This window comes from Syntrophothermus sp. (genome assembly GCF_013314835.1).
GTDB classification, from domain to species: Bacteria; Bacillota; Syntrophomonadia; order Syntrophomonadales; family Syntrophothermaceae; genus Syntrophothermus; species Syntrophothermus lipocalidus.
This window is the reverse complement of sequence record NZ_JABUEX010000002.1, coordinates 52276-78756: the sequence shown is the minus strand read 5'-3', so window position 1 is coordinate 78756 and position 26481 is coordinate 52276. Positions and strand designations below refer to the sequence as shown.

At 50.3% G+C, this 26481-nt stretch carries 27 protein-coding genes and 1 other annotated feature; of the genes, 1 reads left to right on the top strand and 26 read right to left on the bottom strand.

Features of this window, described 5'->3' with window-relative positions:
• Positions 1-19 precede the first annotated feature (19 nt).
• The 5 genes from der to HPY90_RS01590 all read right to left on the bottom strand — a co-directional run bounded on the left by der (position 20) and on the right by HPY90_RS01590 (position 5547).
• On the bottom strand, positions 20-1345 hold the full coding sequence (der, locus tag HPY90_RS01610; RefSeq protein ID WP_287190354.1) for a ribosome biogenesis GTPase Der: 1326 nt from the start codon (positions 1343-1345) through the stop codon (positions 20-22).
• Positions 1330-2682, bottom strand: a complete 1353-nt coding sequence (locus tag HPY90_RS01605; RefSeq protein WP_287190351.1) for a DUF512 domain-containing protein — start codon at positions 2680-2682, stop codon at positions 1330-1332. The genes der and HPY90_RS01605 overlap by 16 nt, the downstream gene beginning before the upstream one ends.
• Before the next feature lie 72 nt (positions 2683-2754).
• On the bottom strand, positions 2755-3735 hold the full coding sequence (locus HPY90_RS01600; protein ID WP_287190348.1) for a DUF3189 family protein: 981 nt from the start codon (positions 3733-3735) through the stop codon (positions 2755-2757).
• Positions 3736-3791: 56 nt separating this feature from the next.
• Entirely contained in the window at positions 3792-4838 is a 1047-nt protein-coding gene (spoIIP, locus tag HPY90_RS01595; protein ID WP_169303756.1) for a stage II sporulation protein P, read from the bottom strand.
• Positions 4831-5547, bottom strand: coding sequence for a DUF1614 domain-containing protein (locus HPY90_RS01590; protein WP_287190342.1), 717 nt, complete (start codon positions 5545-5547; stop codon positions 4831-4833). The genes spoIIP and HPY90_RS01590 overlap by 8 nt, the downstream gene beginning before the upstream one ends.
• Positions 5548-5852: 305 nt before the next feature.
• Here HPY90_RS01590 and HPY90_RS01585 point away from each other — a divergent pair, with 305 nt between their 5' ends.
• Positions 5853-6422, top strand: coding sequence for a hypothetical protein (locus tag HPY90_RS01585; RefSeq protein WP_287190339.1), 570 nt, complete (start codon positions 5853-5855; stop codon positions 6420-6422).
• Between the two features lie 8 nt (positions 6423-6430).
• On the opposite strand, the gene HPY90_RS01580 is transcribed toward HPY90_RS01585, so the two are convergent.
• From HPY90_RS01580 to HPY90_RS01485, 21 genes are all read right to left on the bottom strand, one after another.
• Positions 6431-7357, bottom strand: coding sequence for a ComEC/Rec2 family competence protein (locus tag HPY90_RS01580; protein WP_287190336.1), 927 nt, complete (start codon positions 7355-7357; stop codon positions 6431-6433).
• 5 nt (positions 7358-7362) lie between these two features.
• Entirely contained in the window at positions 7363-7578 is a 216-nt protein-coding gene (locus tag HPY90_RS01575) for a DUF3006 domain-containing protein (RefSeq protein WP_287190333.1), read from the bottom strand.
• Between the two features lie 43 nt (positions 7579-7621).
• The gene (gene fni / locus HPY90_RS01570; protein ID WP_287190530.1) at positions 7622-8653 is read right to left on the bottom strand and encodes a type 2 isopentenyl-diphosphate Delta-isomerase; all 1032 of its coding nucleotides are present in this window, start codon (positions 8651-8653) and stop codon (positions 7622-7624) included.
• A 14-nt stretch (positions 8654-8667) separates the two neighbouring features.
• Positions 8668-9270 (bottom strand): molybdenum cofactor guanylyltransferase, encoded by a 603-nt coding sequence (gene mobA, locus HPY90_RS01565; protein ID WP_287190329.1) that lies wholly within the window; start codon positions 9268-9270, stop codon positions 8668-8670.
• A gap of 64 nt (positions 9271-9334) precedes the next feature.
• On the bottom strand, positions 9335-9550 hold the full coding sequence (locus tag HPY90_RS16070) for an FmdB family zinc ribbon protein (protein ID WP_353733630.1): 216 nt from the start codon (positions 9548-9550) through the stop codon (positions 9335-9337).
• A gap of 23 nt (positions 9551-9573) precedes the next feature.
• Positions 9574-11565, bottom strand: coding sequence for a bifunctional 4-hydroxy-3-methylbut-2-enyl diphosphate reductase/30S ribosomal protein S1 (locus HPY90_RS01560; RefSeq protein WP_287190326.1), 1992 nt, complete (start codon positions 11563-11565; stop codon positions 9574-9576).
• 66 nt (positions 11566-11631) lie between these two features.
• On the bottom strand, positions 11632-12222 hold the full coding sequence (locus HPY90_RS01555; RefSeq protein WP_013175650.1) for a lysophospholipid acyltransferase family protein: 591 nt from the start codon (positions 12220-12222) through the stop codon (positions 11632-11634).
• A complete protein-coding gene (gene cmk, locus HPY90_RS01550) occupies positions 12203-12880 on the bottom strand; it encodes a (d)CMP kinase (RefSeq protein ID WP_287190321.1) in 678 nt (225 codons plus the stop codon). Before cmk ends, HPY90_RS01555 begins: the two co-directional genes overlap by 20 nt.
• A 211-nt stretch (positions 12881-13091) precedes the next feature.
• Positions 13092-13214, bottom strand: coding sequence for an AgrD family cyclic lactone autoinducer peptide (locus HPY90_RS01545; RefSeq protein WP_287190319.1), 123 nt, complete (start codon positions 13212-13214; stop codon positions 13092-13094).
• Positions 13214-13846, bottom strand: coding sequence for an accessory gene regulator ArgB-like protein (locus HPY90_RS01540; RefSeq protein ID WP_287190316.1), 633 nt, complete (start codon positions 13844-13846; stop codon positions 13214-13216). The genes HPY90_RS01545 and HPY90_RS01540 overlap by 1 nt, the downstream gene beginning before the upstream one ends.
• A gap of 228 nt (positions 13847-14074) precedes the next feature.
• On the bottom strand, positions 14075-15424 hold the full coding sequence (locus tag HPY90_RS01535) for a sensor histidine kinase (RefSeq protein WP_287190315.1): 1350 nt from the start codon (positions 15422-15424) through the stop codon (positions 14075-14077).
• A gap of 260 nt (positions 15425-15684) precedes the next feature.
• Positions 15685-17739, bottom strand: a complete 2055-nt coding sequence (gene pheT / locus HPY90_RS01530) for a phenylalanine--tRNA ligase subunit beta (RefSeq protein WP_287190312.1) — start codon at positions 17737-17739, stop codon at positions 15685-15687.
• 30 nt (positions 17740-17769) lie between these two features.
• Complete coding sequence (pheS, locus tag HPY90_RS01525) at positions 17770-18792, bottom strand: phenylalanine--tRNA ligase subunit alpha (RefSeq protein ID WP_287190309.1); 1023 nt, start codon at positions 18790-18792, stop codon at positions 17770-17772.
• A 47-nt stretch (positions 18793-18839) separates the two neighbouring features.
• Positions 18840-19060, bottom strand: a binding site (T-box leader).
• A 158-nt stretch (positions 19061-19218) separates the two neighbouring features.
• Positions 19219-20016: a TrmH family RNA methyltransferase gene (locus HPY90_RS01520; RefSeq protein ID WP_287190529.1), complete on the bottom strand. Its 798-nt coding sequence runs from the start codon at positions 20014-20016 to the stop codon at positions 19219-19221.
• Between the two features lie 13 nt (positions 20017-20029).
• Positions 20030-20683 carry a potassium channel family protein gene (locus HPY90_RS01515; protein ID WP_287190307.1) on the bottom strand — a complete coding sequence of 218 codons (654 nt, stop codon included), beginning with the start codon at positions 20681-20683 and terminating at the stop codon, positions 20030-20032.
• Between the two features lie 11 nt (positions 20684-20694).
• Positions 20695-22044, bottom strand: coding sequence for a TrkH family potassium uptake protein (locus HPY90_RS01510; protein ID WP_013175659.1), 1350 nt, complete (start codon positions 22042-22044; stop codon positions 20695-20697).
• A gap of 90 nt (positions 22045-22134) precedes the next feature.
• Positions 22135-22488, bottom strand: a complete 354-nt coding sequence (gene rplT, locus HPY90_RS01505) for a 50S ribosomal protein L20 (protein WP_013175660.1) — start codon at positions 22486-22488, stop codon at positions 22135-22137.
• A gap of 14 nt (positions 22489-22502) precedes the next feature.
• On the bottom strand, positions 22503-22700 hold the full coding sequence (rpmI, locus tag HPY90_RS01500) for a 50S ribosomal protein L35 (protein WP_287190304.1): 198 nt from the start codon (positions 22698-22700) through the stop codon (positions 22503-22505).
• A 24-nt stretch (positions 22701-22724) separates the two neighbouring features.
• On the bottom strand, positions 22725-23249 hold the full coding sequence (gene infC, locus HPY90_RS01495) for a translation initiation factor IF-3 (protein WP_148216543.1): 525 nt from the start codon (positions 23247-23249) through the stop codon (positions 22725-22727).
• A gap of 236 nt (positions 23250-23485) precedes the next feature.
• Positions 23486-25396, bottom strand: coding sequence for a threonine--tRNA ligase (gene thrS / locus HPY90_RS01490; protein ID WP_287190301.1), 1911 nt, complete (start codon positions 25394-25396; stop codon positions 23486-23488).
• Positions 25397-25539: 143 nt separating this feature from the next.
• A complete protein-coding gene (locus HPY90_RS01485; protein WP_013175664.1) occupies positions 25540-26478 on the bottom strand; it encodes an SPFH domain-containing protein in 939 nt (312 codons plus the stop codon).
• Positions 26479-26481 lie beyond the last annotated feature (3 nt).

Below are 26481 nucleotides of genomic sequence, written 5' to 3'. Positions count from 1 at the left end.
CCCCACATCCAAATTCAATTCACTTCTGATACCGGCTCTCTCGCTGCCGGAGCACTAAACGAATTGGCGTCCCTTCAAACCCAAAATTTTCCCGCAATGTATTTTCTAAATACCGCAAGTAAGAAAAGTGCAATTCCTCTGGATGATTAACAAACAAAGCAAACGAAGGTGGTCCTGTCTTTATCTGGGTGATGTAGAAGATGTTAACTCTCTTCTTCCCACCCGGAGGGGGGTTTACCGCCACCGCCTCGCGTAACACCTTGTTTAGCTCGGCGGTGGGCACCTTCCGCCAGTACTGTTCTGCGACGAAATCGACAACTTCTATAACCTGTTTCACCCTTTGACCGGTCAACGCGGATATGTATAGAATCGGTGAGTAGGCCAGGAACTTGAGTTCTTCGCGAATGAGGTCGTCAAATTCCTTCATGGTCCTTTCGGTTTTTTTAACCAGGTCCCATTTGTTGACTATAATTATATTAGATTTGCCCGCTTCGTGTACAAAGCCTGCAATCTTTTTGTCCTGTTCGGTTACTCTTTCGGTTGCATCGAGAATTATTAAAACCACATCCGATCTCTCCACCGCCCGCAAGGCCCTTAGAACACTATACCGCTCTGTTGGTTCTTTGATTCGCGACTTGCGCCTGATACCGGCGGTGTCGATCAAAACGTAGCGGCTGCCCCCATACTGAAAAGGAGTATCGATCGCGTCCCTTGTAGTTCCGGGAATCTCGCTGACTATCACCCTTTCCTCACCGATGAGCCGGTTCAATAGAGATGATTTTCCCACATTAGGACGACCCACGAGCGCAATACGGACTGCCAGTTCATCCTTTTCCTCTTCCTCGGCCGGCGGTAACAGGGCAATGACGGCGTCCAACAGCTCATCCGTGTTCATGCCGTGAATAGCAGAAACCGGGATCGGCTCGCCCAAACCCAAACGATAAAAATCCAGGTACCCCAGGTGCTTCTTGAAATCTTCCACTTTGTTGGCCGCCAGTACTACCGGCTTGTTGGCTCGCCGCAGAATCCCGGCTACCATCTCATCCTCCAGCGTTACCCCTTCCCGAGCGTCTACCACCATCACTATTACGTCCGCTTCTTCTATGGCGAGTTCGGATTGTTTCTTGACTTCGGGTGCGAGAATGTCCCCTTCTTCAAACCGGATCCCTCCTGTATCAACCACGATAAACTCTCTCCCCGCCCACTCGGCTTGTTCGTAAATGCGGTCTCGGGTTACACCAGGAGTATCTTCCACTATCGCTTTTTTCAAACCAGCCATACGGTTAAACAGCGTAGATTTACCTACATTCGGCCTCCCTACCAACGCCACTATCGCCCTGGCCATTGAACCCCACCCCCTTCGCATGCCATTCTCCGCACATAATTCACCAGCCCATCAGCAGTAGCCTCGACCACGTCGATAGCCTTACCGCTCCGTTCCATCAGTTCCCCTACTGTCATATCATCCAGAAAGTAATCGTGGTCTTCTCTTAGGACTACATCTGGAATAAGGATTATGCCTCTTTCGTCCGAAGAATCAGCCAGCGCCCTTTCAATATCCTGGCCGGTCAACAAACCCGTGACCGTCACTTCTTCCCCGAAGAAACGGTTACTAACAGGCATCACGGCAACCTCTAGCCCTTTGATCCGGTTCAACCTTCGCGCAGCTCTCTCCAATACCAGACGGGCACCATGGCCACACACCAGAGTAAGCCTAGTTCTTTCCGGCAATTCGCGCGGTAAGTCGTTATCTAATTCGGTTAGCCGGTCCAAAAACTCGCGGGCCATACCTATACCGTTCTCAATCTGCGGATACCCGTCATAATACTCGTTTGGTGGAAAGTCTTGCTCAGCCTTGATAAAGAACTCATCCGCCAGGTACACTAACCCTAACCCAAGCTCAGCTCTAAACTGGCGCTGCCAAGCCTGTCCCCGGGTTATCACGTCTTGAGCCTTAACCTTATCTACCGCCTGCAACGGGTATAAACCTTCCCTGTACCTGGTTAGCCCTACCGGTACAATCCCTATCGATAAAACCGTGGGCCAAAAGCTGGCTAAGGTAGAAACCGTTTCGGCCAGCACTTCGCCGTCGTTAATCCCTGGGCAAAGAACCACTTGTGTGTGAACTTGCAAACCCAAGTCGCGAAGCCTGTTCAAATCAGAAATGATTTGGCCGCCTTTTTCGTTGCCCAGCATAAAAGCCCTGACCCGGGAGTCGGTCGCGTGAACCGAGACATATAAGGGGCTGAGGCGCAGAGCCGCTATCGCCTCCCAGTCCTCCCGATCCAGATTAGTAAGAGTTATAAAATTCCCGTACAAAAAAGAAAGGCGATAGTCATCATCCTTGGTTCGCAGGGATTTTCTAACCCCAGAGGGCAATTGATCCATAAAACAAAAAAGACACCGGTTGCGGCAAGTCCGGAGCCTGTCAAACACAGCTCCAGAAAACACAAGCCCCAGGTCTTCATCATATTCCTTTTCTATTTCAATACTCCAGACCTCTCCATCGGCTTTTTCAATATCGAGGACCACGACTTCCTCGCTGGTGTAATACTGGTATTCCAAGATGTCCTTGACCGGCCTTCTGTTCACGGCCAGCAACTTGTCCCCTGCTTCTATGCCTAGCTCGGAGGCTATGCTTGCGGGAACAACTTTCTCGATCCTGATTCCTCTTCTCCCCAAGGCGCAACTCACCTCATACTTTTTCCACCTAATTATCTAATAAAGATGGTAGCCAAGCAAGCTATCGAAGTTCTAAGTTCCCTCATCGAAAAGTACAAACTCAGACTTCGGGTCCCAGGCTTTGGCGGTATGCAAGGCTTTTTCAATGCTTTCCACCTGCTCTCTGATGGTGTCCAACTGGGGGCTAACAATACGCTTCGATACAACCCGGTTCAGCCACTGTCCTCCGGGCCACCGGCTGAGTGCAGCCGCCGTTCTGACCCAGGTTTCGTTCTTTATCCTCACCGCTGTAATCAATATCGGACGGCAATCCGATTCAAACATATGAACCAGGCAGGCCAAAGCCCTAGCCCCTGTCTCCATTTCTCGCCCTACCCCGATGGTGTAAACCCGGTTACCGTCTTTATCGGTCCCCACAAAAACGGGGGACCCGTCACTCTCGAGCCAGGCATCCCAGCAAGTGTCGACCACCAGATCACTATTCCTGATCCCATTCAGAAGCATGCGTGCGGCTAGTATGGAGTGATGCGCGGTTGTAGTACCCAAAATCACAACATCCGTAGATTTTTTGTTTCTCGGCAACGAGACGTGAAAATGCTTGTCTCTAGCCTTCAGCTGGCAGTCCTTTACCATCTTGACTAGGTGAAAAAACGCTTTTCTGGTACCGTATATTACCAGCGGTCGGCCGATAGATAACAGTCCCATCCGGCGCGAAAGATACCCGCCTATCATCATAATCCAGTTCACGCAGGCCATCGTGTTTACTACTCTCAGTTCCTGTTCGGCCCCGATTATTTTGGCCATCCCCTCCAGTGTCCGGCTGAACCGTTCTCCCATCCCTTTTTTTCCCAACACATAGACTTCATTACCGTACTCGTCTACCCCCATCATGCGGATGAGACCGAAATCGTTCCCATCAGTCTTATCAAAATATGGGAGTCTCATCAACTCGTCCCCAGTGGGCAAACGGTGGGTTGGCAATAAACCTAGATGGATGCCGGCGGCAGTTACCGACGAGTGAGCTCCTCCATAACAGTGATATATGATCTTCATAGAACCAAACCTCTACCGCGGGCCAGTATTTGCCTCAATTTATCACGCGTCGTCCATCATGCCCGGTTACGGTTCAAGTATACGTACCCGGCGTAGATAATTCCGGCTGCCACGACAACCCAAAGCACCGTAGTCCAATCTGATTTCCTTTGTCCTTTTTCCTGGTTAAGCAACGGCTTCTCGGCGGCCTTGGCGTCAATGCCCAGCACAGGAGCCAGCGACTGGGCAAAAAGTGCTACCCCTTTCTCGGCTTCTGTCTTCCTATTGGAGTCCGCTCCCACTTCGACCAAAACAGCCCGCGGAGTCAAGTCCTGGTTGTAGTTGCCCTTCCCCAAGAAAATCCCGCCTGAGAGGCCAGGGGCTGCCTGGTCCATCTGAGCCTTCAGTCTCTTGGCGAACTCCAGGTTTGAATTGATGTTAGCGTTTTGCCGTCCTATAACCAGCTTGACCTTGGTCACGTCGTTTCCCTTCACCGTGGTCCTGTAAACGTCTGGAGGTACGGAATCACGATGGACGTCCACCAGCAGGCTTGCACCTTTCTTCAGCAACTTGACCGCGGTTCGCCGGGAACGGTAGTAAGCGTTGGCATCGTGCGGTTCGTGGCTTGTCGTGTCATGGATCACCCGGACTCCCATCGCTTCCAGTTTCTTTCGCAGGGTCTCCCCTACGTCGATAATGCCACCGCCTCCCCGGCGGCTTTCGGTTCCATCGCTGGGAACAAAAGCCTCGTCGTTGTGGGTGTGGTAAATCGCTACCAGCGGTCGCTTCTTGTTAAAAGCCGTCAACACGGATAAAACCGAACTTTTCACTGTATTGTTGTTGAATTCCGGCATCTTTTCCTTGCCGACATACTCACAGTAGGCTTTGTTGCCGACTATTCGCGTGACCTTATACCGGTCGTTCGATGGGGTAATATATTCGTCTCCTACACTTACGGTCAGAGCGGTGCAGTCCAGTACCTGCCCTTTTTCACCAATAAGGGTAAAATAACTGCCATCGGTTCTCTCTGTTTCGGCCAGGACAGTCTTTACGTTCGGCCCGGCACTGAGAACCGTTGTCAAGATTGTTATCACCAGCAGCTTGACTAACCACTTTTTACTCATGCCTCTGCTCTTCCCCCTGTTCTCCTAAGAGCGGTTTGCGTGCGGGATCAGGGTGAGGCTCTTTTAGGTTCTCCACCAAGACTTCGGAACGTCCCTGACTGCTAGGCCCCCCTTGCAACCTTTCACGAATCTCACCTATGACTTCAGCCAACAACACCGCGAGAATCCCTGACAGCACCAAAGCATCAAAGGCACCGGCCCCACCAACATGGACTACCCCGGGACCTCCTACTCGTACCAGCCAAAAATACTGGCCTATGTCTAGGGCCATCACTCCCACCACCGCAGCAAAAAAGGCTCCCCGTCGCGATCTTCCAGCCAGGTAGCCAACCACGCCAGCCACCAACGGATATACGTACAGGGGATCCACGAACATGCTCTCAGGTTCTGCTCCCATGATCTTGGAGGTGAGAAACAACACCAAGGAAGTTACTACGGCGGCAGCAATAGCTCTAACCCACTCCTTACTGGTTCCAGCCCGGGCCAATACATAAAAAGCGAGGATTACCGGTATTATGCCGCCTAAATTGACGGTGATTCTTCCGGTAACCGGTAAATCTATGAAGCTGCCAACGATAATAAGAGCTACAACCGCGAGTGCCCCCCGGTCGGTCAGTCTCATCCGGTCCAAAACCCGGTGCGCTACTCCGAAGTATATTAGAATCGAGACAATTAACAAAGTAATCATGCCTACAGGAAAATTCGTCACTCTATCCCTTCCTTTCCCGCCTTGTTCCCAAAGATAGGTTTCCCCCACCGTACAGGATTATGCAATGACTGGCTTGTGTTTCATCGCGATTACCTGTTAACTTGAAAGTCGACGTTCCTCGCGAAATAACGCGGCTATTTTCCCCTCTCGCTCGCAAGGCTAGAAAATTCCTTGGACTATGAAAACCCAGAAAAACATAATAAAATTAAGGCTAGAAGAGAGAACGGTCGCGTTAATAAGCGTCGACCTTGAGCCGACTCTTTACTGTTCAATATGAGATTGTTTTCGGGGGAGGTTGATATCTGGTGGATCTTTACAGAGCGTGGTCGGTGGTAGACGGTTTTCGGGGGCACGATCGAGTTAGACTTAACTGGTTTGTAATAGGGAGGGAAAAACCAGTCGCACCCTATGAAGAACTTATTAAGGACTATGACTCCGATGATGCCGAAATCGTTTACGATCACTTGGTTGTTAAAGAGCTTCTCACTCTCCAAGAATTAGAAGAACTGCGCCAGTACATCACAAATACACATAACACCGAAATATTTGCCGAAAAAGTAGAACTGCCTGTCAGGAGAGGAGGCCTGTCTTATTCTCTAGTTATGATGAGCGGGCAAGACGACTTCATTTTCTTACCCGAGGAAGCGGGGTACAATCTAAGCGTCAATATCTTAGCCCATTACGATTTGAAAGGTTGCCCGCCTGCAGCCAATATAGAAACCGTCGAAGCCCTGGAGGGATCGGAAAATTGGGAACTACGTTTTCTTCAGCTGTGTTTGGAGGAACTCGGCATCTTCTCTTACGATAAGGAGGCTCTTGCTGAAATAGCAAAAAAGGTTTCCGACAGCCATGGTCTGGCCGTGGTCAGAAAATAACCTGTTAATTACCGGTTATTGTTTGAAACGTTTACCGCAAGCTTCTCGCCATCGGACGAAAACACGATGGTTCCGTCAATGTCGGTACGGTAAACCTGGATACCGTTTCGGCTCAAGGCATCCAGGGTTTCACGGTGAGGGTGCCCATAGTCATTATTACGCCCCACCGAAATGACCGCATATTTCGGCGAAACCCTTTGAAGAAAAGCCTCAGTGGTGGCATCTGAACTTCCATGGTGAGCAACTTTCAATACATCGGCTCGGAGGTCGCTTCCCGATTCAATCATTTGCTGTTCAGATGTCTTGCCAGCATCACCTGTAAATAGGAAGGCCGTGCTACCGTAAACTACTCTTATGACAGCCGAATAGTCGTTGAGGTCCTCATAACTGCTCGCGCCCGGGGCTAGCACTCGGGCCTCCACTCCTCTATCCTTTACGATCAGAACCCCCTTTTCCGCAGCAGTTACTGCCAGCTCCCTCCTCTGCAGGCTTAGTAGCACTTCTTGGAAATTCCTGGTAGTGTGGGTAACCCTAGGCATATACACTTTGCCGATGTCAAACGCTTCTATCACCTCGTCCAGTCCCCCGATATGATCAGCATGAGGGTGCGTAGCTACTAGGTAGTCAATAACTCTAATCCTGTGTTCCCGCAAGTAATCGACTATAAAGGGAGCATTCTGGTCGTCGCCTGCGTCTATCAACATCACCTTGCCATTTGGAAACTGAACCAAGATGCAATCCCCCTGACCGACATCGATGAAATGCACTATTAACTGCCGGGAGGCAGGCCTTTTCTCATCCGCCGTTGGTCCCCACACGCTGCTAGTAGAAAGATGCTGGCTACTTTCGTCGCTCGTGGTTTTTTCGAACTCACATCCTGAAACAAGAGCGATGGCTAGAACCAACACCACCAGAAGCTTGCAAAGCCACTTCACTATACCTATGAGCGCTCTCCCCCTTTTTCGAACAAAGAATCGGCCATTTTTTGCATTTCGGTTAAGCGGCGAGCACTGGCTTCGTGGTCAATGGTTATACTCAATAATAGAACCTGCCCTTCCTTGGCCCCTGCCGGAAGCAAGCGACGTGGCACGTTGAAGACCGTACCGTCCAATTCCAGTACCGCCCAATCGTCTTCAATTCTATCGACGATCAGCATTCGTAATCACCGCCTTTTTCTTTCGCCCAAACGGCTCCCCGAACTATTGTCTCCTACCCCAAGAACTCACATCTATCCCTCTGATCCTTAACCATTCCGCTGTTTTCCCTACTATTACAATTGGTTGTCTTCTCAATTCGAACGGGGTTCGGGCTCCTGTCATCAGACAAATAGCCTTCAGCCGGTATAGGTAAGTATCCATCCATCTACTCAGCTTCTCTCTACCTCCTCCTTGCAAAACCTTGAGCAGAATACCAGCCACCCCCACTAAGTCTGCTCCCAAGCCCAGGGCTTTGGCTGCCCGGAGGGGAGACGAGATCCCTCCAGTAGCGATAACCTTGACTTCACGGTTCAGTGAAAGCACTTCTATTAAACTGACAGCAGTCGGAATGCCCCAAAGCGCCATCTCTTCGTCGAAAAGCCCACCGCGCTCGTTTTCTATGGCAATAAAATTTGTACCTCCATGTCCCCCTATATCGAGGTATTTTACCCCAACGGAAATAAGCTTGTCCGCTACCTCACGTGACATCCCAAAGCCAACCTCTTTTACAATCACAGGTACCGGCAAACGCTCAACCAGTTCATGAATGTTGTCTAGAACCCCCCTAAATTTCCGGTCGCCCTCCGCCATAGCCAATTCCTGCGGAACGTTGAGGTGAACCTGCAACCCGTCTGCTTCGACCATCTCCACCGCCCGCATAGCCACCGAAACCTTGGCAAGGGCACTGACGTTGGCCAGCACCAGACCCCCGGGATTAACCTGCCGCACAACTTGAAAACTCTCTAGGCAGGCATCTTCTTCCACGCCTATGATCTGTGACCCCACCGCCATACCTAGCCCATACTCCGCAGCCAGCATGGCCAGGCTCTCGTTTATATCGCGAGCCTCATTTATACCTCCACTCATGGCGTTGATGAGTAAGGGAGCTTGCAAGCGGCGACCTAGAAATTCGGTACCAAGCTCAATCTGGTTCAATTCTAGCTCGGGGACCGCATTGTGAACCAGAAATACATCTTCGAAACCGGTGGCCCCGGGACCTAGTGGAAGCTCCAAGGCTAACCGGAGGTGTTCCAGCTTACGACGAGTTCTTATGTTATCACTTCCTTTGCTATTTCCTGAGCCTTGAGCAAGTTATCCCGACTGTTGACATTGTAAAACATTATCTCTGCCTGCCCGAACAGAGCCACTTCTTCTTCTGTGACATACCTCACTTCCAGCTCTTCCTTATATATCCGGCTAATCTTTAGCTTGTTTTCGCTTAAACACCGCTCAAAAACCGGCAAACAGGACTTTGCATAAACAGCAAACAGTGGCTGAAACCGGCCGCCAATAAGAGGCGCGACCACATCGTACCCTGGTAGAAGTTTTATCATCCACTCCCCTAGCGCCAGGTTTATAAACGGCATATCACAGGCAACTGCCAGGATTGCGGGGGCCCTAGAGTGTGATAATCCAGAATGTAACCCGCTTAAAGGACCTTTGCCCGGTATGATGTCGGAAACCACCTTGACTCCCAGGTCATCATACAGCTCCGGCTGATTGCTCACGATGAAAATCTCCTCAAAACGGTCTTTGAATTTGGCAACGATGATGTCTATGATCCTCTTTCCGCCAACCCTAGAAAACGCTTTGTTCTCCGCCATCCGAGAGCTCATACCCCCGGATAATATCACACCACTAGCGTTTAACATAGATGCTCCTCTCCTGTTGAAGTTACAAAAAAAGCTGCCTCCTGGCAGCTTTTCACCTTATAGCTCACCCAGTTCCTGCTACACCACAACCGCCACAAGCATCCGACGGAGTAAAACTGTTTCCGCCAGAACGGGATCCAGGCGCAAAAAACGGAGATAATAACTGCTTCACCTTAGTATTACCACACTGCGGACACTTTACGCTGCTCTTCTCTTCATTCGAGACTCTCTTGACGAATTCATGCCCGCATTCCTCGCATTTGAAATCAAAGAACGGCACGGCCTACACCCCTCCATAGAAGATCAGGTATTCTGGTTTTCCAAATACTCCTGGGTAAAAGCAGGATCAGCTCCTTCCTGGAGCTCCTTTATAGAAAGCCCTATCCGCTTCTCAGCTGGATCTACGCTCAAGACTTTTACCTTGACTTCCTCTCCGACCTCAACCACGTCTTCGGGTTTATCTACGCGCTTCCGAGACAACTGGGATATATGAACCAACCCATCTACACCGGGTTCAAGCTCAACAAAAACTCCAAACGGCGCAGTCCGTACTACCTTTCCAGCAACGACGTCTCCTTCATGGTACCTTTCGGCTACAGTTTCCCAGGGACTTTTTAGTATTTTCTTGCGGCTCAGTGAAACCCGCTCTTTTTCCCTGTCTACGCCCAAAACGTAAACCTCGATAACGCTTCCCTCTGTCAACACCTGAGAAGGATGCTCTACCCGAGAGTGCGCCATCTCCGAAATATGAAGTAACCCTTCGTATCCATCCAAGTCAATAAAAGCCCCGTAATCGGTAAGCCTTTTCACTACGCCCTGTCGGATCTGCCCTTCTTCGATGTTATCCCAAAACTCCTTGCGCTTTCGTTCCTTTTCTTCGATAAGTACTTCCTTACGAGAAACGACAACCTGGGAACCTCTTCTTTTGTTTCGGTTAAACTCAATAACCTTTACCGGTAGGGTCTGCCCTACATATTCTTCCAGGTTCCGTGCAAAACCTTGGTCCACATGGGAAGCGGGCAAAAAAGCCACCACTCCAACGTCAACCAATAAACCGCCTTTTACACTTTTGAGTACCGTTCCTTCTATAACTTCCCCGTTTCGGAATGCTTCTTCTAGACGGTCCATAGCCTTCTTCATATCGACCCTTTTCTTAGAAAGAAGGATGGTTCCGTCATCGTCCCATCGCAAGACATATACTTCTATCGTATCCCCTTCTTTCACCACTTCTTTCGCCGAACTGACATCTCTTACCGAAAGCTCGCGCAAGGGGATTACTCCTTCTGACTTACCGCCCACGTCCACCATGACCTCATCGTCAGTTACCTGAATAACGACCCCGGTGACCACACTACCCCGGTCCATTCCCTTCCCTAGAGACTCAGCCATCTCAGCCTCCATCTCCACAAAGGACTGCTCACGAGTGGGGGCGTCTTCCCTTATTTCGTCGGTAGCTACGTTTCCCTCAAACTCAACCATCTTGTCCAAAACCTCCTTAATTATCCAATCCGGAGTGGAGGCTCCTGCCGTCACCCCAACCCGGCATCCAGCCGGGAACCAGTCCGGGCTAAGATCTCGGGCACTCTCGACCTGAATAGTCTTCACTCCGGTCCGCTGGCACATCGTAGCTAATGTCCTGGTATTCGAACTCTTTTTGTCCCCAACTACTATCATTATATCTACTTTGCCGCAAAGCTCGAGTGCCGCTTGTTGCCTCTTCTTAGTAGCCTCACAGACAGTGTTAAAAACCCTTATCTCACGTCCTTTAGGTAGCAACTCTGCTGCCACAGAATAAAAATCCTCTTCGCTCTTGGTAGTCTGGGCAACTACTCCCAATTTCTTGACCGCGGCAAAAGACCGAGCTTCTTCAGGGGACCCGATCACCGTCGCCTTTTCTCCTACCCACCCCAGTATACCTAACACCTCAGGGTGAGTCCTATCGCCAAAAACGACCAACTCGTACCCTTCTTCGCGGAGCTGCCTCGCCAAGGACTGTACTCTACCTACCAAAGGGCAGGTAGCATCGAAGACTCTTAGTCCACGCAAACGCGCTTCTTCCAAAACCCGCGGACTTACACCATGAGAGCGGATGACAATAACCGAACCCGTCTCGACTTCGTCCAATGTTTCGGCAACCGCTATCCCCTTCTCATATAAGTAAGCCACAACTGCATCATTGTGAACGAGTGGGCCAAGGCTGTAGCATTTACCACCCTGTCTGCTGGCCTCAAGAGCTACATCCAAGGCTCTTTGAACCCCCTGGCAAAAACCAGCATAGGGAGCCAAAATCGGCAAGCATGGTCACCCCACAAGCATTATTTAGTATTCGAACAAAAAATCAAAAAATCCTGCTCTCTTATTTTAATTTAAAAGCTCTTGAATCCTTTTCATGATGTCCTGGCTGACATCCTCGATAACCTGGGTACTCAGTCTCGATCCGTAGTATTCGCCGTACTCGACCGGTTTCCCAATCCGAATGATAAAAGGCCGACGCCATCCGCATGGCACCAGGCCTCGCGTTCCAATGCAAGCAACGGGTACAATCTGTGCCCGAGCCTTTAGTGCGATCATTGCAACCCCGGGCTGCGGCTTTCGGAGTTCACCCGTTTTACTGCGGGTCCCCTCCGGAAACATGCCCACAACCTGCCCTTCGCCCAGCAACTCCAATGCCCTCCTGATGGCTTTGCGATCCGGCGCTCCTCGCTTAACCGGGAAAGCATGAATAGCAGTGAAAAACTTGGCCAGCACCTGATTTTCAAACATTTCTTCCTTGGCCATGAAGTGCACGGTTCGCGTTAACGCCGCTCCGACAGCAACCGGGTCCCAGTTGCTGACGTGATTAGCCGCTATAATCACGGGACCACTGGCGGGAACGTTTTCTATTCCCTCTACCCTCCATCGGCACAGAAAAAAAAGGCACCTGCTTAACCACCTAAGAAACCTGTATAACATTGCCATCCTCCCCGATCAACGAGAGGACACGGGATACCACCTCGTCGGGGCTCATGTCGCTGGTATCAATAACGATAGAATCCGGAAGAACCGTGAGGGGCCCAACTAATCGTTCCGTGTCTAGTTTGTCCCGCTCGCGAATCTCTTCCTTTACCTCCTGGAAATTGACCTTGTAGCCCTTCTTTACTAACTCCTTGGCACGCCTGCGAGCCCGCTCTTCCAAGCTGGCTGTCAGGTAAAACTTGTAATCAGCATCAGGCAATACACAGAGCCCGATGTCTCGCCCGTCCATCACTACACTCTGTTCTCGCGCAATAGCCTGCTGCTTTTCCACCATTATCGCGCGTACCTCTTCATCCGCTGCCACCACGGGTACCCACCTCGATACCTCCGGTGACCTGATTTCATCGGTTACTTCCGTTCCGTCGCAAAACACTCTCACTTGCCCCATGTTATAGGCAAGGGTTATGTCACTACGAACAGCCAGATTCCGTAGCTCGGCCTTGTCTTTCAAGTTCACCTTATTAGCAAGGGCCTTCCATGTCAGAGCCCGATACATCGCTCCCGTGTCAACATACAGAATTCCGAGTCGCTCAGCTATTCTCCGGGCCAGGGTACTTTTTCCTGCCCCAGCCGGGCCATCGATAGCAATCTTCATAATTGCAATTTCCCGCCTCAAATCAATTGTTATTAATTTTAGCACACAAACCCGAACACATAAACACTTTTCCCGTAAGCTCGCGATTCAGAGACGATAAACCGATAAACTCCGGAGGACCATGCCGTACTCGATGACACAAAAAAGAAGGGGACTCGTCCCCTTCGGTGTTATCCATGTTTCCTTATTTTCGTCTTCTCTGATCTTTCTCTTATCGAGGCAACTCTGGCTCATAGATTATAAAAATTGAGGCGGCATCCAAGTTGGCATTCGCTACCACCACTGCGACCAAAACGGCAAACTTCACTATCACAGACTTAATCCGGTTCAACATTACTCTCCCCCCCTTTCTGGTACCCGCACTCCGGTTAGAATTCGGTCCACCCAACCGATCAAACGGTACCCCCACGGCGTGATGGTAAAGCTCTGCCAAAGCAAACCCAAGGTTATCGCTGTTAGGGTTAAAGGTGAAAACAACGACCAATACCAGTTAGCAAGGGCAATCAGCGCAACGCCTACAACTGTCAACAGGCTCTTTTGTTTCAGCTCCGACTTCTTGGCTTCAGTCGTAATGGGCTTGACCGGATTATCCCCAGGCGCCCACTTGGCAGCAGCGAACGAAGATGCTATTACGGCGAATCCTTGAAAAACATAAACGTAATTCGTTGCCGCCAGCTGGATAGCCAAGTACCCTAATCCCAGGAAAACTACTGCACTGGTAGTCATACACCGATAAAAACCAGTACAGTGAACTCCTCCTGAAAACCGCCGGTATACCATGGCTACCGTCATAACCAACGCTACGGGTTTTAGCACTCCTAGAATCAGTGCAAGAATAAGAATAGCCAGTACTTGAATTATTCCGTCAACCAGTATTTCTAGCCCGTAAGCCACCAACTGAAGATCACACGGGGTACCGGTTTGCTGCGCAAGCCGGGCTGCCAGTCTAACCATCAACGGGCGCATTCTTTGCCTCCTGTAATTCTTCTTATCAAGTGTGTGCCTTACACAACTCGTCTTTATGGTAACATGCAAAAGCCGGCTTCTTTGTCGCCTTGGGTCGAAAATATTTAGAACATTTGTCCTATTTTCTAGACATATATCGACACTCGGATGGTACGTTGTTTATCTGTGAAGATTCCTATATAGCAGTAGTCGCCGTATTTCCCGAGCAAGAGACAGGTGGAAAACGTGTCATCTCGAGTAGGGAATAGAAACCTGGCTTAATACTGACCCGTGTCCCGTATCGTCGATGGTTACAGTTCCCCCGTACTTCTGGAGTAGCTCTTGAACGATGCTCAGACCCATACCCATGTGTTCCCCCTTTTTCGTACTGAACCCCCGGTAAAAAATGAGTTCCTTGACCTTCGGATCCAGGAACCCGCAATTCTCGATGTCGAATATAAGGCTTTCTTGCTCCTTCCGTACAGACATGGAAACTTTCCTCCGCGACGGTTCTTCCATTTCCGCAGCATCGAAAGCGTTATCGATTAGGTTGCCCAGTATGCGGCTCAATTCGTGTGAGGGGATCTGCAAACCGCCCACTTCGCACTCTACTGATACCTGAAACTCGATTCCCCGGGCAGCTGCCGCACCCGCCTTGACATGGAGAAGAGCTGCCAAACTTGGGTTACCAGTCACTACCACATTGTTCAATGCCACCGTTTCCTGGAATACTTCTCGAATGTAGTCTTGAGCATCCTGAAAACATCTCAACTGCAGCATCCCGTATAGAGTCTGAACATGGTTTAAAAAGTCATGCCTCTGAGCCCGCATACTGGCAAACAACTCTCCCACATTTCTCAGGCTCTCAACTTCACATTGATACTGAGCGAGTTCTTCGGTGAGGCGAAGAAGCCTCAGAACAATCTTTAATGAAATGAATACAACCAGTACCAGCAGCAGTATTATGGCGTCTTCAAATACGCAGGCGGGTAGGAGCGGAAATACCCGTATCAGGTATTCCCGGCACCTGATAAAAGTAACAAGTATCACCTGGAGAGCCAGAATAGCTACCAACGAATAGAAGAGAAACGTCCTCCGGTGCTCCCATTCAGTAGCTTGAACCATATCCTTCCCAACAGGCTTACGGTTAATTAACCTGAGGTCAAAACGGTTCACAGCCCAAACCATTAGGCCTAAGATCAGGAGCTGCGGGAAACCCATGCCTACTCTCAGCCACGGATGCCGGAGAATATTCTCGAGGTCAAGGCCGACAACCCAACAAAAAAGCGGAACATTGATCGTTTCTACCAACGCCAGAAACATAAAACCAAAAAGGACTGCCAAGAAGCTGTTCCAAAAGGATGTCTGTAACAATAAAGTAACAGCTAATACTAAAAACGCTAGATGAAAGAGACTGTGAAATCCATAGGGCAGTGACAATCCTCGCGCTATGAACGAAAAAAAAGCTGCTAACACGGCTACCAAGCCTAGCCTCCATAAGCAACGGCGTTCATTCACCAGGCTTAACCCTAACCAGCAGACTAAGAAGCTTTCGGGAATGGAGTAAAGAACCGTTACACAGAGCGGAAGCTGGTCCATCTCATACATCCTCCGGGACTTTTTCACCTTTTTTATACTAGTAGTATTACTACGGTGCTGTGCCGATTCCTTCGTGTCTGGCCTAAAAATATCAAAACCCTTGGCAAAAATAAGCCGAAAAAATAGGGCTTCTCGCCCCTTTTAAGACTCGAACAGCCCGGACTCGGTATGGCCTTTAACCGGCGTTTGGAGGCAAGATTCACTAATTCGGCGAGCTCGCCCGAAGTCCTCCTGCGCCCCCTGGCACTTTTGGTAACGCTTTACCGGAGTTTACCTCCCGCGCGGTCCTCTACTTTTCTTAAGATGCCGTCAATAAGAAGGTTTATTTCTTCCTCCTGCAGGGTCCTTTCATACGACTGAAAAACAAGGCTGTACCCCAGACTTTTATACCCCTCCGGTACCTGTGGCCCCTGATACACATCGAACAAAACAGCCTGCCGCAAAAGCTCGCCGCCCGCTGATTTTATCATGGAGGTAACGGTTGCCGCAGGCGTCTGTTCCGGTATCAACAAAGCCAAGTCCCGTTGTACCGCCGGGAACCGGGTAATGTCGTCAGTCATCTTTCGGCTTTCAGCTAACTCGAAAATAGCCTTCAGGTCGAATTCGAAAACGCAGACCCGCCGTTTTATATCGTAGTTTGACAACACCTCGGGGTGAATTTCTCCTATAATCCCTAATTCGGCTTGGCCTTTTACGACCTTCGCCGTGCGTCCGGGATGAAAGCTGGGATGGTCGGACACGCCTTCATAACTACAACCATTGACACCCATAAGAGACAGGAACCTGTCGGCAATGCCCTTCAGGAAGAAATAATCCATATCTAGGCGCATCCCTGACCAGTGCATTTCCGTCTTGCCGGTTGTTGCCGCGCAAACCTTCAATTCTTCGATAGGAAGGCTCCCTGGCCGGGGAATAAATACCGTTCCCACCTCGAACAGGGCCAGGTCTTCGTTTTGCCGGAACAGATTACGCCGGACGGTATCCAGCATACCAGGGATCAAAGTCGTCCTCATAACCGACTGCTCCTCTGACAACGGGTTGGCAAGCTTTACCGTATTCCGCCAGTAATGCCGCTCGTCCAATCTCATGAGGTCAAACCAACCCGGATTTATAAAGCTGTAGTTGATTACCTGGCAGAGGTAGCGCGATAAAACCTCGATCGTCGCGTCCTTGAATCGCTGAAAAGGAGTCCGAATACCCTGGGTAATCGCGCCCTGGGGAAGAGTTGAAGGAATGTTGTTGTACCCATGTAACCGCGCAATCTCTTCGATTAGGTCAGCTTCGACCTGAAGATCGGGACGATAAGAAGGCACTTCTACCACCAAAACACCATTCTCCGCCGTGATAGAAAAACCTAACCTGGCCAAATAACCCTTAATCTGATCTCGGCTAAGCTCCGTTCCGAGCAGGTGGTTGACTCTTGCTGGCCTCAGCCTGATGGCTCGCTGTTCAGTCTTACCTGGATACACATCGCATACTCCACGCAAAACCTCTCCTGCTCCCAACACCTCTATCAACTGTGCCGCCCTGTCAACTGCCCAGACTACCCCTTCTGCATCCGCTCCTTTCTCAAAGCGAATAGAGGCCTCGGTCCGCAGCCCTAGCCGGCGCGAAGTCTTTCTAATACTGGGGGCCGAAAAATTAGCGGACTCCAACAGAATCGTGGTGGTTTTCTCAGTGACTTCAGTCTCCTGTCCCCCCATGATGCCGGCCAGAGCCACTGCTTTATCAGCATCGGCGATAACCAGCATGTCCCGGTCCAACGTTCGCAGAACCCCATCCAGGGTTACCAGCTGTTCGCCGGGGCAAGCCCTCCTGACGATAATGCGCCCCCCCGCCAGGAGGTCATAATCGAAAGCGTGTAATGGCTGGTTGGTCTCCAACATCACATAATTAGTAATATCCACGATGTTGTTTATAGGTCGGATACCTGCCCGCACCAATCGTCTTTGCATCCAGGGCGGGGATGGCTTGATCACCACATTTCTCACCACCCGTGCTGCATACCTAGGGCACAGGTCTTCATCCTGGATATCGACTCTCGCATGTGCCTCAACCTTTGCCGGGCTTTCTTTCAAACTAACCTGCGGCAATCGGATCTGGCACCCGAAAACCGCAGCCACCTCCCGGGCTACGTTGATAATGCCGTAACAGTCTCCTCTGTTGGGAGTTAATTCCAAGGTCAGCACTGCGTCCCCTTCGACCTCTTCCCAACTTTCAACTGCTATGCCGCTCATAGTAAGGCATTCCGCCAGTTCTTCCACCCCAGCCTGGATATTCACATATTCCCTTAACCACTCCAATGGTACTTTCACAGTCAAATGTCCCCCTTATCCCTGTACTACCTAAAACTGTTTAAGAAAACGCACGTCATTGTCAAAAAACAATCGCAAGTCTCTGATCCCAAACTTTAGCATGGCAATCCTCTCGATGCCCAACCCAAACGCAAAGCCGGTCGCTTCTTCCGGGTCGTATCCGGACATGGATAACACCTTCGGATGTACCATCCCTGCGCCCAGTATTTCTAACCAGCCGGTTCCCGAACAAACACGGCACCCCTCGCCCCCACAGCTTCCACAGGAAATGTCCATTTCCGCACTCGGCTCGGTAAAAGGAAAAAAGCTGGGACGGAATCTTACCTTGCGGTCCTCACCAAATAACTGACGGGCAAACAACATCAAGGTGCCTTTAAGATCCGCAAACGTTATCCCTCGGTCTATGACTAGTCCTTCGACCTGGTGAAACATCGGGGAATGGGTAGCATCGTCGTCACGACGGTAAACCGTCCCCGGAGCGATAATACGCACCGGAAGCGCCGGTCTCTTCCGCTCCATCGTGCGCACCTGCACCGGCGAGGTGTGAGTTCTGAGGAGCACTTGATCCGTGACATAGAAAGAATCCTGCATGTCACGAGCCGGATGGTCGGGAGGAATGTTCAAAGCCTCAAAATTATAGTAGTCTAGCTCTATTTCCGGCCCTTCCGCTATCTCAAATCCCATGGTAGTGAATACTTCCTTAATTTCTTCCAGAATTTGAGAAAGAGGGTGTTTGCTCCCGGCGTTTACCGGGATTCCAGGTAACGTCACATCAATGCATTCCCTGTATAACCGAAGCTTTTCTTCCGCCTGTTTCAATTGTTCCAGCTTGTCTTCTAACAAAGTTTCCAAGCGAAGTTTTAGCTCATTAGCAATCTTTCCCACCGTCATCCGCTCGGCCTCCGGTAAGTCCTTGATCCCCCGCAAAACCTGGGTTATTTCCCCTTTGCGCCCGAGAAACCTCACCCTGATCTCCTTTACTTCGTTTAGACTCGAGGCGCCGGCAATAGCCTCCTCTGCTTCTCGCCTTAGATCTTCCAGCCTTTCTCTCAAAACCGCTACCTCCCTTGTCAATAGCTTCTAAAACGAAAAATCCGTCCCTAAGGGACGGATGTATTTCCGCGGTACCACCCTACTTAGCAGCTCGTGCCGCTGCTCTCTCTAGCCCGATAACGGTGGGCCCCCGAGGTTGGCCTACTGCCAGTTCAGCCCCCGGCTCCCAGGCGAATTCGCCGGCCTTTCCCTGGCCGCACTTCCAGTCGCCGGTGCAGCCTCCCTGCAAGGTTCCCGGCCGGTTACTACTCCTGTTCATAGCCATTAAACTGTTACAATCGGTTGGACTTTATTGGTAAGAATACATTTTATACCACAGGTAGTAAATGACAAGCCCCGAGTTCTCAAAAAGTTTCCAAAATAAATCAGCGGGTTTGAGCATATCAGCCCAACCTTTCTTAAACCTGACGGTAGATTTGAGTCTAATTATATCATACTGGTATTTTCGCGTACAAGGTGGCGCTGGCTCCAGGCTTCATAAAGAATTATGCCGCAGGCAACGGCCGCGTTGAGCGAGTCCACGCCCTCACGGAGAGGAATCCTTACCCTCGATGCCGGCAACTCTTCAAAAACCGCGCTGATCCCGGCTGTTTCGCCACCTATAACTACCGCCACATTCCCATAATAATCGGCGTCGGTGAATACCAACGATGCCTTCGGGTCGGCTACTACTAGGCGATACCCCCGGTGGCAAAGCTCTCTAACTTCATCGTTCCCAACCTTTTCAAAAACGGGGAAATGAAACACCGCTCCCATGCTGGACCGTATTACTTTAGGATTATACATATCAACCGTGCCCTTTAAAAGAAAAACTGCATCCACCCCGGCTGCCCAGGCTGTACGCAGGATAGTACCCAAGTTGCCGGGATCCCTAAGGTTATCGACAATCAAGATTAATCCGTCCGACTCGGGAATGCTTTCCCAGTCCCAAACTGGCTTGCGACAAACAGCCACGATTCCGGACGGGTTTTCAGTGTCGGTTATTTCCTTTACCAATTCCGGTCTAATTCTATAAACCGAGGCGGCATCTCGCCAGAACTCTTCCTCCATTTCACCAGTTACATCACAAGCAACCAGTACATACTCAACCAGTTCCGGCCTTTTCATGGCCTCTCTTACCATGCGTACCCCTTCAACCAGGAACTTTCCCTCTCTGTCCCTAGCTTTGCGTTCTAATAATCGAGACGCGTACTTGATGAGCGCGTTACGCCGCGAAGTTATCATGTCCACTGCCTATTCACATCCTGGAAAACCGGTCCAACTCGCGGTTCCCGCCCACCAAAATAAGAACGTCGCTGGCACTCAATCGCTGGTCGGCGGGAGGAGAAACTATTACTTGATGTCCCCTCTTGATAGCTAAAACGCTGACTCCGTATTTCGACCGCAGGTCGATTTCCCGCAGGGTCTTATCCACCATTTTGGGCGGAACCTTGGCTTCGATGAGGCTGTATTCCTCAGAGATCTCAATAAAGTCTAAGATATTAGCCCGAGCCAGGTAGTGAGCAAGACGCATCCCCATGTCTCTTTCTGGAAATACCACCTTGTCCGCCCCCACCTTCTCTAAAACTTTGCCGTGAATGTCATTGACAGCCTTTACGACGACGTGTTCGATCCCCATCTCTTTCAAAATCAGGGTAATAAAAATGCTAGCCTGAAGGTCATCGCCTATGGCTACTATAACCACGTCAAAATTCCGAATTCCTAAGGACTCCAGCACTTTCTCCTCATGAACGTCAGCACACACTGCATAGGTGATATAGTCTTTAACGTTTTCTACCAGTTCTTCGTTTCTGTCTATTCCCATAACTTCGAAGCCCATTTCCGCAAGCGTGAGGGCCACGCTCGTACCGAACCTACCGAGACCGATAACGGCAAATTGTCTCTTACCCAAAACCTTACCCCCTAACCTATAATCACGTTGCCGCGCGGGTATCTCGCGGTTTCCTTCCTTTCTTGCTGCAGTAGGCTAAATGCCAAGGTCAAGGGCCCCAGCCTGCCGGCAAACATCAGAACAATTAGTATTACCTTGGATCCGGTGTTCAGCTGAGGGGTTATACCGGTAGAAAGCCCTACTGTACCGAAAGCAGAAACCGCTTCAAATATGAGTTTCATAATGTCTACCTGACAAACCAGGCTTAGAACAATAATCCCAATTCCAACCAACAATGCTGAAAGTACAGCTACGGTTAAAGCCCGGTAGACTATCTCGCTGTCGATACGGCGCCCGAAAGCTTCTGTATCAAACCTCCCCCGTAACCGGGAATACACCGCCATAACCAGCACCGCCATGGTCGCGGTCTTTATACCACCGCCGGTACTGACGGGCGAAGCCCCGATAAACATTAAGACTGTCAATACCAAAAGAGTAGACGGTTCCAGTTTGGCAACATCAACACTGGTATAGCCAGCGGTCCTAGGGGTAATACTCATGAACAACGAGTTTACCATTGATTTGAATACCCCTGTTCCCTGCAAGACGCCGTCACGTTCAATTCCCCAAAACAAGAAACAACCTAGTATTATTAGCAAGCCGGTAGTTATGAGCACAACCTTGCTGTGCAGGCTCAAAGTCTTAAAACGTCTCTGCCTCCGCAGATCAACCAGGACTGGAAATCCTAATCCTCCCAGAAGAATCATGCTGCCTATTATGCCTAACACCCGCCAGTCGTGACGAAACGGAATCAAGCTACAGTACTGATAAAACTCCCGCCCGAACAAATCGAACCCCGCGTTACAGAAAGCGGAAACAGCGTGGAACACCCCGTAATATAAGGCCTTGCCAAAACCAAAATAGTTCCACAGAGTAAGAGTAAGTAACAAAGCGCCGACGCCCTCGATAAGAAAAGTCATTAACAAAATGGCCCTGACTAAACGCACTATACCCCCTAGGCTCTCCACATTAAGCGCTTCCTTCATAACCAGGCGTTCCCTAAGGCCTATACGTTTGCGCAGAAGAAAGGCGTATATGCTGGCAACCGTTACTATACCCAAACCGCCCACTTGAATCAGCAAGAGTATAATTACTTGTCCAAAACGGGAGTAAAAAGTCCCTGTATCTACGACGACCAGCCCGGTAACACACACGGCCGAAGTCGCTGTGAACAGAGCATCGACATAAGAGTTGTCCCGTGCCCCCGCCACGGCCGCCGGTAAGGTTAAGAGAACAGAGCCTACGAAGATCACGGCCGCAAATCCGAGAACCACAAGCTTGGCCGGAGACAACTTCCAAACGCCATTGTTCTTAACCAACACTCAACTCTCACCTTGCTTAAAAAAAGCATGGTATCTATATACCACGCTTTTCTATGAAATCGCCGTTGTATGTTCCTAGCCTACCCTGTACTAAAGGTTCTTCTTGGCCAAAGCTGCCAGTTCCGAAAACGCGTCCGGATCGTTTACAGCCAGGTCGGCCAGTACCTTCCGGTTAATTCCAACTCCTGCCACTTTCAAGCCAAACATCATCCTGCTATAGGATATACCGTTATTCCGGGCAGCTGCGTTGATGCGGGCTATCCAGAGCTTGCGAAAATCCCTCTTCTTCAGCCGGCGGTGAATGTATGCGTAATTGCCCGACTTCATCACCTGTTGCTTCGCTACCCTGAACAGCTTGGACTTGGCACCGCGGTACCCTTTGGCTAGCTTGAGAATCTTCTTATGTCTTCTGTGGGTAGTGACTCCACCTTTTACCCTTGGCATAATCCGTACCTCCTCTATTTATAAGGAATCAGGTTGGCAATCCTTTTGGTATCACTTTTGCTGACCAGAGTTGACTTGCGCAGATTCCTCTTCCTCTTGGAGGTTTTCCCTCCCAGCAAATGGCTGTGAAAAGCTTTGGCTCTTTTAATCTTGCCTGATCCAGTTTTTCCGAAACGCTTAGCTGCACCCCGGTGTGTTTTCATTTTGGGCATCGTCCAGTATCCTCCTTTGCGTAATCAAGCATTAACCGTGTCATTACGGGGAGTAAGTATCATTATCATGTTCTTGCCTTCAACCCTGGGCTCGCGTTCAATCGAGGCCAAAGAAGACAGTTCTTCCGCAAACCTCATGCATAATTCTTGTCCTAGCTGGGCATGCGAGATTTCCCGGCCCCGGAACATTATCGTTACTTTAACTTTATCTCCATTCTGCAAAAACCGCCTGGCATTTTTAGCTTTGACGAGGAAATCGTGATGATCGATTTTCGGACGCATCTTAACTTCCTTGACCGTTATTACTTTTTGCTTTTTACGCGCTTCCTTATCCCGTTTACTCTGCTCATACCTGAACTTTCCAAAGTCCATCAAACGACAAACCGGCGGCTTGGCCCCAGGTGCGACTTCTACTAGATCAAGGTTTTTCTCAATTGCTCTCTGTAATGCTTCTTTCACCGGTACTATACCTATCTGTTCCCCGTTTTCATCGATCAACCTAACCTCTCGAGCCCGGATTTCCTCATTGATTCGCCAGTCCTTGCTAATAAGAAATTCACCTCCTGAAAACTACAAGCGGGCCCGCTTAGCCCGCTCAATCATGTCTCCCCGTGGCGCAAAACAGTTTTGCCCAGCACCTAGCATCTACTAACCCAGTACCTTATAAGCACCCTGATCGCCATAAGGTGAGAAGCGGAGCTTCTACTTAGAAACAACTATGCTCATTGCCAGATACTAGTCTACCTTCTTGCAACCGCCTTGTCAATAGCTCCCTTGCCTCTTTTCTACCCTACTACTTTTCCTGCGATCTCTTTCTTTATCCGATTCAAGAACTCGGCAACCGGTTGCGGCCCGAGGTCACCCTCCTTGCGCTTGCGAACCGAGACCGTTTTGTTTTCCGTCTCCTTGTCTCCCACTACCAAGAGGTACGGTATACGCTGTAATTGGCCTTCCCGGATCTTGTAACCCACCTTCTCGCTCCTGAGATCGCTCTCTACCCTGAGCCCAGCTTCCCGGAAACCGGCTTCCAGTTCCACAGCGTACCCGTGATGCCGCTCGGTTATCGGAATTATGCGTACCTGCACCGGAGCCAGCCAAGTAGGAAAGGCGCCACCGAAGTGCTCGGTAAGTATTCCGATGAACCTTTCCAAGCTGCCGTAAATAACCCGGTGTATCATAACCGGGCGGTGTTTTTCACCGTCTTCACCGACATAGGTTAGGTCGAATTTCTCCGGCATAAGAAAATCAAGCTGGATGGTCCCACACTGCCAGGTCCGGTCTAACGAGTCCCGCAGGTGAAAATCGATCTTGGGGCCGTAGAAAGCGCCGTCGCCCTCATTGATCTTGTACTCCATCCCCTTCTCTTCCAATGCCTGCCGCAACGCGCCGGTCGCCTTTTCCCAGATTTCGTCGGATCCCATCGCCTTCTCCGGTTTGGTCGACAGCTCAACATGGTAGCTGAAGCCAAACAGACGGTAAAAATGATCAACCATGTCGATGACGCCTTTGATTTCTTGGGTTATCTGCGAAGGTAGCATGAAAATATGGGCGTCGTCTTGGGTAAAAGCCCTGACCCTCATCAACCCGTGCAGTACCCCTGATTTTTCGTGACGGTGTACCAAGCCTAATTCGCCCAGACGTATAGGCAACTCCCGATAACTGTGCAGGTTCTGTTTGTAAACCAGTATCCCCCCTGGACAGTTCATGGGCTTTACCGCGTAATCTTCTTCGTCGATGGTAGTGAAGTACATGTTCTCGCGATAGTGCTCCCAGTGTCCGGATTTCTCCCACAAAGAACGGTTGAGGATTATCGGGGTTTTTACCTCCTGGTAGCCGGCTTTAATGTGTTCCTGCCTCCAGAAAGTCTCCAATTCGTTGCGGATTATCATTCCCTTGGGTAAGAAGAAAGGAAACCCCGGGCCTTCATCAAGAACTACAAACAGACCTAGCTCTCGCCCTAAACGGCGATGATCCCGCTTCTTGGCTTCTTCTAATTTATACAGGTAATCATCGAGCATAGATTTCTTAGGAAAAGAGGTGGCGTAGATCCTCTGTAGCATCTTGTTCCGTTCGTCCCCGCGCCAATAAGCCCCAGCCAAACTCATCAGCTTGATGGCTTTGATCTTGCCGGTGGACACCAGGTGAGGACCGGCGCAGAGATCGATAAACTCTCCCTGCTGGTAAACGCTGATGGTCTCCCCTTCTGCCAGTCCCTCGATCAGTTCCACCTTATACGTTTCACCCAAACCAGAGAAAAGCTCGAGCGCTTCTTCACGGGAAATTTCCTTTCTCACGATCGGGTAATCGGCGGAGATGATACTCTGCATTTCTTGCTCAATACGATCAAAATCCTCAGGAGTAAACGGCTGTTCCGGATCAAAATCGTAATAAAAACCTTTGTCTATAGCCGGGCCTATCGCCAGTCGCGTTCCGGGAAACAACCGCTTCACCGCCTGGGCCATAACGTGAGCACTGGAGTGGCGGTATACTTCGCGCCCGTCCTCATCCTCAAAAGTCAGTATCTCCAGCCTCCCGTCCGCAGGTATAGGGGCAGCGAGGTCCATCAGTTTCCCGTTAAACCGAACGGCCAGAGCCTCACTCATCAACCTTCCACCTAGGTCCTGAACCACTTGAGCAAAAGTCGTTCCTTCCGGGTAATCTCTAACCTTTCCATCCCCGAGCGTGATCCTCAACATCGACTGGTCGCCTCCCATAATAATAGCCTCGACAACATAAACCGCTGCTAGTCTGCGTAAGACATGGATGTCCTGAACGTTGTTAATGAATATAGCAGACTTTGGCTGGTGCCGCAACCGACCGCGAGTGGTTCACGAGTAGTTTAGGCTGAGGAAGGACCGCAATCTTTGCTCACGGTTTCCTTTAAAGCCGCAAAAACCCCACCCAGCCCTGAAAGCTCGCTCGGAATGATGATCTTGGTAGCATTACCGTAACCGAGTTCTTTCAAGGTCTCCAGGGATTTCAAAGCAAGAACCTTCTCATCCGCTCCCGCTTCTTTAATCATTTTCAAGCTGTCAGCGAAGGCCTGCTGAACCTTCAGAATAGCCTGGGCTTCCCCTTCAGCCTTTAGAATCGTAGATTCCTTGATTCCCTCCGCTTCCCGAATAGCAGCTTCTCTCTTGGCTTCAGCCTGGAGGATGGTTGCCTGTTTTTCCCCTTCCGCGGTAAGGATAGCCGCAGTCTTTTGCCCTTCAGCCCTTAAGATAGCTTCCCTTTTTTCACGCTCGGCTCGCATCTGTTTCTCCATCGCCTGCTGTATGTCGGCCGGAGGCAGAATGTTTTTCAGCTCAACCCGGTTGACCTTAATCCCCCACTTGTCGGTTGCTTCGTCCAGTACCTGACGCAACTTCGTGTTCACGATGTCCCGTGAAGTGAGGGTATGGTCTAATTCCAACTCGCCCACGATGTTGCGGAGGGTAGTAGCCGTCAAATTCTCGATAGCCGCGATCGGGTTTGCAATCTCATACACATAGCGAAATGGGTCGGTAACTTGATAGTACACCACCGTGTCAATCTGCATAGTCACATTGTCTCGGGTTATCACCGGTTGGGGAGGAAAATCCACGACCTGTTCGCGCAGGTCTACGATGGCCCGGAACCGATCAATAAAGGGTATCACGATATTTATGCCTTGTTCGGCCTTACCATGAAACTTCCCCAGTCTTTCGATGATCCCTACCGTCGACTGTCTGATGATCTTGATCGACCTGAACAGGATGACCAGAACAAATATTAGTAGAATCCAGGAAATAACTTCCATTCC